This window comes from Roseibium sp. MMSF_3544, assembly GCF_030732845.1.
Taxonomy (GTDB): domain Bacteria; phylum Pseudomonadota; class Alphaproteobacteria; order Rhizobiales; family Stappiaceae; genus Roseibium.
On record NZ_JASHKA010000035.1, the window covers coordinates 38,663 to 47,140 of the forward strand.

At 59.2% G+C, this 8,478-nt stretch carries 9 protein-coding genes; 7 read left to right on the top strand and 2 right to left on the bottom strand.

Features of this window, described 5'->3' with window-relative positions; translation table 11 throughout:
• Positions 1-123: 123 nt before the first annotated feature.
• A complete protein-coding gene (locus RBB47_RS28845) occupies positions 124-957 on the bottom strand; it encodes a PEBP family protein (protein WP_305989388.1) in 834 nt (277 codons plus the stop codon).
• Positions 958-1,084: 127 nt separating this feature from the next.
• Here RBB47_RS28845 and ubiA point away from each other — a divergent pair, with 127 nt between their 5' ends.
• The gene (ubiA, locus tag RBB47_RS28850; RefSeq protein WP_305989389.1) at positions 1,085-2,029 is read left to right on the top strand and encodes a 4-hydroxybenzoate octaprenyltransferase; all 945 of its coding nucleotides are present in this window, start codon (positions 1,085-1,087) and stop codon (positions 2,027-2,029) included.
• Between the two features lie 16 nt (positions 2,030-2,045).
• Here the strand turns inward: ubiA and RBB47_RS28855 are convergent, their stop codons facing one another.
• On the bottom strand, positions 2,046-2,636 hold the full coding sequence (locus RBB47_RS28855; protein ID WP_305989390.1) for a DUF6101 family protein: 591 nt from the start codon (positions 2,634-2,636) through the stop codon (positions 2,046-2,048).
• A 306-nt stretch (positions 2,637-2,942) separates the two neighbouring features.
• Between RBB47_RS28855 and RBB47_RS28860 the strand changes: the two genes are divergently transcribed.
• Genes RBB47_RS28860 through lpxK form a run of 6 tightly spaced genes read left to right on the top strand, consistent with a single transcriptional unit; the run spans position 2,943 to position 8,405 of the window.
• Positions 2,943-4,286 (top strand): TldD/PmbA family protein, encoded by a 1,344-nt coding sequence (locus tag RBB47_RS28860; protein WP_305989391.1) that lies wholly within the window; start codon positions 2,943-2,945, stop codon positions 4,284-4,286.
• Positions 4,273-5,109, top strand: coding sequence for a 3'(2'),5'-bisphosphate nucleotidase CysQ (locus tag RBB47_RS28865; protein ID WP_305989392.1), 837 nt, complete (start codon positions 4,273-4,275; stop codon positions 5,107-5,109). The genes RBB47_RS28860 and RBB47_RS28865 overlap by 14 nt, the downstream gene beginning before the upstream one ends.
• 11 nt (positions 5,110-5,120) lie before the next feature.
• On the top strand, positions 5,121-5,360 hold the full coding sequence (locus RBB47_RS28870) for a DUF4170 domain-containing protein (protein ID WP_305989393.1): 240 nt from the start codon (positions 5,121-5,123) through the stop codon (positions 5,358-5,360).
• 28 nt (positions 5,361-5,388) lie between these two features.
• Positions 5,389-6,087, top strand: a complete 699-nt coding sequence (locus tag RBB47_RS28875; protein WP_305989394.1) for a lysophospholipid acyltransferase family protein — start codon at positions 5,389-5,391, stop codon at positions 6,085-6,087.
• Positions 6,080-7,399: a 3-deoxy-D-manno-octulosonic acid transferase gene (locus tag RBB47_RS28880; protein ID WP_305989395.1), complete on the top strand. Its 1,320-nt coding sequence runs from the start codon at positions 6,080-6,082 to the stop codon at positions 7,397-7,399. The genes RBB47_RS28875 and RBB47_RS28880 overlap by 8 nt, the downstream gene beginning before the upstream one ends.
• Complete coding sequence (gene lpxK / locus RBB47_RS28885) at positions 7,383-8,405, top strand: tetraacyldisaccharide 4'-kinase (RefSeq protein WP_305989396.1); 1,023 nt, start codon at positions 7,383-7,385, stop codon at positions 8,403-8,405. The genes RBB47_RS28880 and lpxK overlap by 17 nt, the downstream gene beginning before the upstream one ends.
• Positions 8,406-8,478 lie beyond the last annotated feature (73 nt).

Here is an 8,478-nt window from a genome sequence, read left to right on the forward strand (position 1 = left end):
CAGATGCGCGGTCTAACACGAGCAACCTGCTGCCGCAATTGGATGAACGCGATGACCGGAGATCTGGATCTTTTGGGAGGTGTTTTCCCCGGAGATTTGGTCTCCGGGGAGACGGACGAGGTGTTATCCGCCGACCGTGATCCGGCAGTACACGATATTGTCCTTCTGAAGGTCCGGCCCCCAGATGAGTTTTGCAGCAGGGTCCCATTTGACCTGATCGTAGCCACCCTTCGGTCTCACCGCCGACGCGCTATGCACAGTCGCGCCGGACCATGCGCTGTCATCGAAGCCCGGTGTCATCCAGTCGCCGGAAACCGGTGTGAGCGTTTCGGCGCAATTGGCCAGCGAGGTCGCGGGATTGCTTTCCCGTTCGCACGATCGGTCTTGAGGGGCGGACTGCACCGTAATGCAGCGCCAGTCGGAACCGGTTGCCGCCAGAAGTTTACCCGTCGCAACGTCCCTGAATTGGGCAATTGCACCGCCGTCGCCCATCTGCTGACGCCGTGTCCCGACATATTCCAGGCCGGTGCTGTTCTCCATGAAATCGCGGAATTCGAAGGCGATTGTCATCGGAAAGTCGGTTTGGAACGCAAACCTTTCCGCGTTGAAGGATCGTTCGGTCGTGATCGGAACGCTGTCTTCGATAAGCGGTGCACCGTTGATGTAAAGCTTGAACCAGTTGTCGGCCCAAACTTCGCCAGTGACGCTGTACGCGCCCTGATTGCTCAGACTGCTTTCGGTAAGCTCCCGTCCACCGCTTCCCGGTTTGGGCGGAGGCGCACGATCACCCGCGCGGGGTGGTGGTGGCGCGTCACCGGGCCTTGGGGGCGGCGAAGCGTCATCTGGACGCGGCGGTGGCGAAGGCGGATTTTGTGCTGACGATACGGTCGCAACGCTCAACACGCCTAAAACGATGGCGACGAAAAGAGCGCTCGAACGATTGGGTGGTAAAATCACGGTGTGCTCCGGAACGGTTGGCCAAGGATACCCTGGATGAGGCCCACATCGGCGAGACTAAAGTGATTTGCGGGATGGATTCCATCTCGAATTTTTGTAGAAGGTCCGAAGTCACAGAGGGCGCAAGATGTTTTTTTCCACGAAGGATACCGGGCCAGTTGCCGATGCTGTCAAACGGCATTGGGTCGACACAAAACTGCCTGCCGCCATGCGCCCGTATGCCCGTCTTGCAAGGTGGGAGCGGCCTATCGGCTGGTGGCTGTTGTTGTGGCCCTGCTGGTGGTCGGCCGCGCTCGCGGCGATTGCCGCTGGAAATGGCTGGCCCAATCCCTGGCATCTTGTTCTGTTCTTTGTCGGCGCTGTTGCGATGCGTGGTGCCGGATGCACCTATAACGACCTTGTGGACGTGGATATTGACGCCCAAGTCGAACGCACGCGTTCGCGGCCAATTCCTGCCGGCCAGGTGACTAAGAACCAGGCAAGGATTTTTCTGGTAGCCCAGGCCCTGGTTGGGTTGGCCGTGCTCTTGCAGTTCAATTTGTTTTCAATAGCACTCGGTATTGCGGCCCTGTTCCCCGTCGCGATTTATCCGTTCATGAAGCGCTTCACCGATTGGCCTCAGCTTTTCCTGGGCTTTGCGTTTTCGTGGGGGGCTTTCATGGGCTGGGCTGCCGAATTCGGAGCGCTCGCCGCAACGCCGATGCTGCTCTATGCAGGCGGCATTTGCTGGACGATCGGCTATGACACGATCTATGCGCACCAGGACAAGGAAGACGATGCCCTTGTCGGCGTGAAGTCAACCGCACGCCTGTTCGGCGATCGCACGAAGCCGGCGCTGATCGTCCTGTATGCGCTGGCGACCGTGCTTTTCTCCCTGGCGGCCATGTTTGCAGACGCCGGACCTCTTGCATTTGTCGGCATTCTCGCCGGGGGTGTTCATCTTGCCTGGCAGGTCGTTGTGCTCGACATCGATGACAGCGACCAGTGCCTGAAACTGTTCCGGTCCAACACGACTTACGGCTGGATCCTGTTCGCAGGCTTTGTTCTGGATGCGTTTATCGGGTGGCTGTAACCGCCGGCAGCTTTGCTCAGGTACGGGCGATGATTTCCCGTTCGTGCGCAAAGTTCAGCGGGCGCTCGGGAAGGCGTGCGGCGGCACGCTTGTTTAAAAAGCGCGGGCGGCGACCCGTCAGCAGGCGCATCTTGCGGCGCGGTGCAGGCTTGGCCGCCGGATTGGCGCTGAAGGCATCGATCGGCTTGACCTGACCGCCCAGATCACAAACCAGCATCGGCAATTGCAGTGTCTGTGCCCAACGGCTCCAAAGAACCGCCAGATCGTCTGAATTTGCGGTTTCTGCCAGTTTGATCGACAGGGCGCTGTCCGGATGTTTCAGGATCAGCGCGGCGACAATTTCACCCGGAACCTGGCCAGGTGTCACGCGTACCATGACACCGTCAAATCCGCTGGCCGGGACAACGACCCTGACCGGTACGCCCGCGACCCGGCGTTTGATGACCGCGCGGTTCTGGTCCAGAAAAATCTCTGCAGGAAAGGAAGGAGTTCCAGGACGGGATTCGAGTCTTTGCTCAAATTGCACCGGCAAGCAACCGGGGTGCAGTATTGTCTCTGCAGTATTCCCGGTTGCCGCTGCTGCCTGTTGTTCTGTTTGACGTCTCAAATGACTCTCCGTCGGGCCTTTTGGCCTCTTGATGCACCTGAAGGTACCGGAGAATGGTCGTGAACCACTTAAGAGATAGAGTTAAAAAACTGTGATTTTAAAGAGGGTTACTGGAAAGTAATCACGACGCTTACGTCCCGTTCATGCCTGTGGCGAAAATGGGCCGATGCAGGAATTCCAAAGTCCGATCAATGGGCTGACAAAGACGTCTCGCCTTTGTTTCACCGCAAATTGTTGCGGAGCCCGGGCGCTGGGCGTAAACAACCGGAGCGGGGCGGAAGCAACAGACCCATCGAGGCGGAATTTATGTCGGAATTGATTGATCAAAGTGAATTGCAGTCGCGCGCTGTGCGCCTCGTTGAAGCAGCCGGCAAGGCCGGGGCGGATGCCTGCGACGCTGTCGCGGTGACAGGCGTCTCCCTGTCGGTCGATGTCCGGGAAGGACAGGTCGAGGAGACCGAGCGCGCGGAAGGCGACGACGTAACCCTGCGCGTGTTTGTCGGTGGACGGACCGCAGCCGTCTCCGCAAATCAGCTTGATGATCCGGACACGCTGGCAGAACGGGCCGTTGCGATGGCCAAGGTCGCACCTGAAGATCCTTATGCGGGTCTGGCCGATCCCGGCTTGCTTGTCAGGGATCTGCCGTCGCTTGAGCTTCTCGATACCAAGGAACTGACCGCAGACGAGCTGGCAGAGATTGCGCTTGAAGCGGAAGCTGCCGGGCTTGCGGTCAAGGGCGTCAGCAAGTCTGGTGGTGCCGGCGCGTCCTGGCGCTTGGCGGGTGTTGTGCTTGCCACCAGTCACGGATTTCAGGGCGCCTATATGACGTCCCGCTACGGTATGTCCATGACAGCGGTAGCCGGGGACGGGACCGCGATGGAGCGTGACTACGATTTCGACAGCCGAACCTACTTTGAAGATCTCGATGCGCCTGCGGAGATCGGCCGCCGTGCGGGCGAACGCACGGTTCGCCGCCTCAATCCGCAAAAGCTGTCCACACGCACGACCAATGTGATTTACGAGTCCCGGGCGGCTCGCAGCATTCTCGGCCACCTGTCCGGTGCCATCAATGGGGCGTCGGTTGCCCGCAAGACCAGTTTTCTCAAGGACCGTATGGGCGAGGCGATTTTTGCGCCCGGTATTCAGGTCGTCGACGATCCCTTCAAGCGCCGCGGTGCTGCGACCCGCCCCTTCGACGGTGAGGGAACGGCTGCCTCGGTCCTGAACATGATCGAGGACGGCGTCCTGCAACACTGGTTCCTGGACGGTGCTTCGGCGCGCGAACTCGGATTGAAACCGAACGCCCGCGCGCATCGCAGCGGCAGCGGAACCTCGCCGGGGGCCACGAATATCACCCTGATGCCGGGCGAAAAATCGATGGAAGAGCTGATGGCGGAAACCGGCAGCGGATTGCTTGTCACCGATCTTATCGGCCATGGTGTAAACGGCATTACCGGCGATTATTCACGCGGCGCCGCCGGTTTCTGGTTCGAAAATGGTGAAATCGTTGAGCCAGTCAGTGAAATTACCATCGCTGGCAATCTGAATGACATGTTTCAGCGCCTTGTGCCCGGCAGCGACCTCGACAACCGCTACTCTGCAGCAACGCCCTCCGTCATGATTGAAGGAATGGCGCTTGCCGGAAACTGATCAGGACACATACGATCGGCCTCTTTCAGCGGACGTTGAACTTCTGGAGACGACGGCGCGCCAGGCTGGTGCGCTTGCGATGAGTTACTTTGGACAAGGGCTCGAAACCTGGTTCAAGGGCAACAAATCACCCGTGTCGGAAGCCGATATTGCCGTCGACCGGTTTCTCGCCGACCGGCTGCTGGGCGCCCGGCCGAACTATGGCTGGCTTTCGGAGGAAACCGCCGACAACAAGGAACGGTTGAATTTCCGGCGGGTCTTCATTGTCGATCCGATTGACGGAACGCGCGCCTTTCTGGCCGGGGGAGACGAGTGGACGGTTTCGGTTGCGGTGGTTGAAGACGGGCGTCCGGTCGCCGGGTGCGTCTATTGTCCGCGGCGCGAGGAAATGTTTGTTGCCCAACGCGGCGGGGGGGCATCATTGAACGGCAACAAGATACAGGTGTCCGGTCAACGAACGGTGGAAGGTGCGACGCTCTCGGGGCCGCATTCGATTGTTTCGAATATAGATGTGATTGCCGCCGGGTTCGAAAAAGCGGAAATATTCCGGTCATTGGCCTATCGGCTCGTGACCGTAGCTGCAGGGTCCTCAGATGTCGGGGTTGCCCGCGGAGGACCGAGCGACTGGGATCTCGCGGCAGCGGACCTCCTGGTGCATGAAGCAGGCGGAATGTTGACGGATCTTTCCGGAAACGAGCTGATTTATAATCGTGTTCGCACCGGTCACTCGGCATTGATTGCCGCTTCAAGCGAGCTTATAGGACCTGTGCGCACCGTGCTCGCAGATTTGCTTCAAACGTCGCCGGCACGGCGTAAAACATAGCGAGGATACCGATGAGCGATACTGACGCCCCGAAACAGTTGTTGCACCTGGTCTTTGGCGGCGAGCTGGAATCGCCTGAAGGCCTGACATTCCGCGATCTGGATCAGCTCGATATTGTCGGCATCTATCCGAACTACGCGGAAGCCTACAAGGCCTGGAAGGCCAAGGCGCAGGCGACAGTCGACAACGCGCATATGCGGTACTTCATCGTTCATATGCACCGCCTGCTGGATCCGGAAACGGCAGCGTAACGAGAAAGAAACTCAGGCGATAAGAACAATGATCAAACGCCTCGGTCGCCACCCCTGGGTTCTCGCAGGCATCGGCTCCGCGCTCGCCGGTTACCTCAAGCTGGTTTACCACACCAACCGCTTCGTTGTGAAACCTGACGGTGTGCACGATGAAACCGAGAAACAGTTGCCCGTCATCGTGGCGATGTGGCACGGCCAGCATTTCATGGTGCCGTTTGCCAAACCGAGGGAGTGGCCGGCCAAGGTCATGATCTCCAGGTCTGCGGACGGGGAAGTGAATGCGATTGCCGCGAGCAAATTCGGTCTTGGGCTCATCCGGGCGTCTGGCGGCAAAAATGCGCGCCAGATCCGCAAGCGCGGTGGCATGCGAGGATTCATAGAAGCCGTCAAGGCGCTGCGCGACGGCTACAGCATTGCCATGACAGCGGACGTTCCCAAGGGACCGGCGCGGAAGGCTGGAGAAGGCATCGTTCAACTGGCAAAGCATTCCGGACGCCCAATTCTGCCGGTCGCAGTCGCAACAAGCCGCAGCATTGAGCTCAACAGCTGGGACAAGGCAAGCGTGAACCTGCCCTTTGGTCGCGGCAGCATTGCCGTCGGCGACTTGATCTGGGTGCCTGCCGACACGGAAGACGAGGCATTGGAAAGCTTCAGACAACAAGTCGAAGATGGCCTTAACGCAGCCACCAGGCACGCCTATGAACTTGTCGGCAGGTCAGATGGCTGAACAACGTCCCCTTCTCCTGCGTCTTTACCGTGGTCTGGCCCGCCTGGCGGCACCTCTGTTCAGCCTGCTTTTCTGGCTGAGGAGCAGATCCGGCAAGGAACTGGTGGCGCGGAAGGGGGAACGTTTTGGCAAGCCGGTAAGCACGCGGCCGGAAGGAAAGCTTGTTTGGATCCATGCTGCAAGCGTCGGCGAGACAACGTCGATTTTGCCGCTAATTACGCTTCTTGTTGAGGAAGGCCATAAGGTTCTGCTGACGACGGTAACCGTGACAGCTTCCGAACTTGCCGAAAAACGCTTGCCGCATGGGGCGATCCATCAGTTCGCTCCCTACGATGCGCCGGCGCATTGGGCTCGTTTTCTGGACCATTGGTCTCCTGATCTTGCAATGGTTGTCGAGTCCGAGATCTGGCCGTGCCTGTTTGTCGAAATGAACGTTCGAAAAACACCGTTCGTCCTGTTGAATGGCAGGCTCTCGGACAGTTCCCGAAACAATTGGGCCCGCATACCCGCGACATCCCGGTACGTTTTCCGCTGCCTGGACCTGGTACTTGCGCAAAGCCAACCGGATGCCAACCGGTTCGCCGACCTTGGATGCACAGAAATTGAAGTGCCCGGGAACCTGAAATTCGATGCGCCTGAACCGGCTGCAGACGAAGCGGAACTTAAAAGACTCAAGTCACAAATCGGCGATCGCACGGTCTGGCTCGCAGCGCTCACGCATCCAGGTGAAGACGAGATTGTTCTGGATGCATACGACCGCTTGAGGCAGGACTATCCCGATCTGTTGCTCGTGATGGTACCTCGGCACCCGGCGCGTGCACCGGACATTCAAGACCTCGCAACCGGGCGCGGCTTGAACCTTGTACGGCGCAGCGCGGACTTGGAGATCGAACCGGCGACGCAGGTCTATCTGGGCGACACGCTCGGAGAAATGGGGCTTTACTATCGTTTGGCGCCGGTCACCTTCCTGGGTGGATCCTTTAACGATGCGGGCGGGCACAATCCGCTCGAGGCGGCTTTGGCAGGGTCCGCGCTGGTGTCCGGCCCGAATGTTGCCAACGCGCGCGCCGTCTATAAGGATTTCTGGAACAGCGGCGCTGCACTTCGCGTCGCCGAGCCGGCGGATCTGGCGGAACGTGTAGGTCTTTTGCTGCAAGCCCCTGAAGAGGTCAGGGTTCAGGCCGAAAAGGCCAAGGCACTCGTCGAGGCGGGGCGCGGTGCGCTGGCAAAGACACGGGAACTGCTGCAGCCCTACCTGGGCGATGCGCGCAACGTCCGCTCAGCGGAGGCGGAGGATGAGCAAATCTCCTGATTTCTGGTGGCAACCGCAACGGTCGCTGCTTGCCGTTTTGCTGTTTCCAATCGGCTGGCTCTACGGGACCATCTCCGGCCGGAGAATGTTTGCCAAGCCGAAGTACAAGAGCGCGCTGCCGGTGATTTGCATCGGCAACTTTGTCGTTGGTGGCACCGGAAAAACACCCTTTGCAATCGAACTGGCGGGTCTCTTGCGCGAGGACGGCCATAAGCCCGGTTTTTTGCTGCGTGGCTATGGTGGACGGGAAAGGGGGCCTCTGCAGGTCGATCCGTCCGTCCACGGAGCCAACCACGTTGGCGACGAAGCGCTTTTGCTGGCGCAGCATGGGACGGTTGTTGTTTCGTCGGACCGGCCAGCCGGGGCGAAACTCGCCGAAGACCTGGATATCGACGTGCTGCTGATGGATGACGGGTTCCAAAATCCGTCGCTGACCAAGGACCTGAACCTCGTGCTGGTCGACTGTGCGACAGGCTTCGGCAACGGTTTTTGTGTCCCTGCGGGACCGTTGAGGGCACCCGCCCTGAAGCAGATCGTCAAGACGGACTGCCTTGTGCTTGTCGGTGACGGTGATGCAGCAGAGGAAGCGGTCCACCTGGCGGGACGCAAGGGATTGCCGATCGTTCATGCCCACGCGCGTGCGCAGCCGAACGCCGATCTCGAAGGTGCGAAACTTTTTGCCTTTGCCGGCATTGGGCGACCCGGCAAGTTTTTCGGATCGCTTAAGAGCCTTGGCTACCAGGTTCGAAAGACCCGCGAGTTCGGCGACCATCATCAATATACCGAAGCCGACGCGCGCGCGCTTTTGACCGAGGCTGAAAAAGAAGGCCTTCAACTGGTCACCACGTCAAAGGATATGGCGCGGCTTGCGTCGGCGAGTGGAGAATTGTTCCACTGGATTGCATCCAGCACGGAAGTTCTCGACGTGGTCATGGAAATCGATGACGCAGACCGGCTGCTGGCTCTGATCAGGGAAAAGCTCAGGGCCAGGAAATTTGATGGCTAGGTGTGAAATCTAAGAAGGTTGTTCACTCACATTGAAGATCTGAGACTGGTTGGTGACCAAACACAATCAGTTT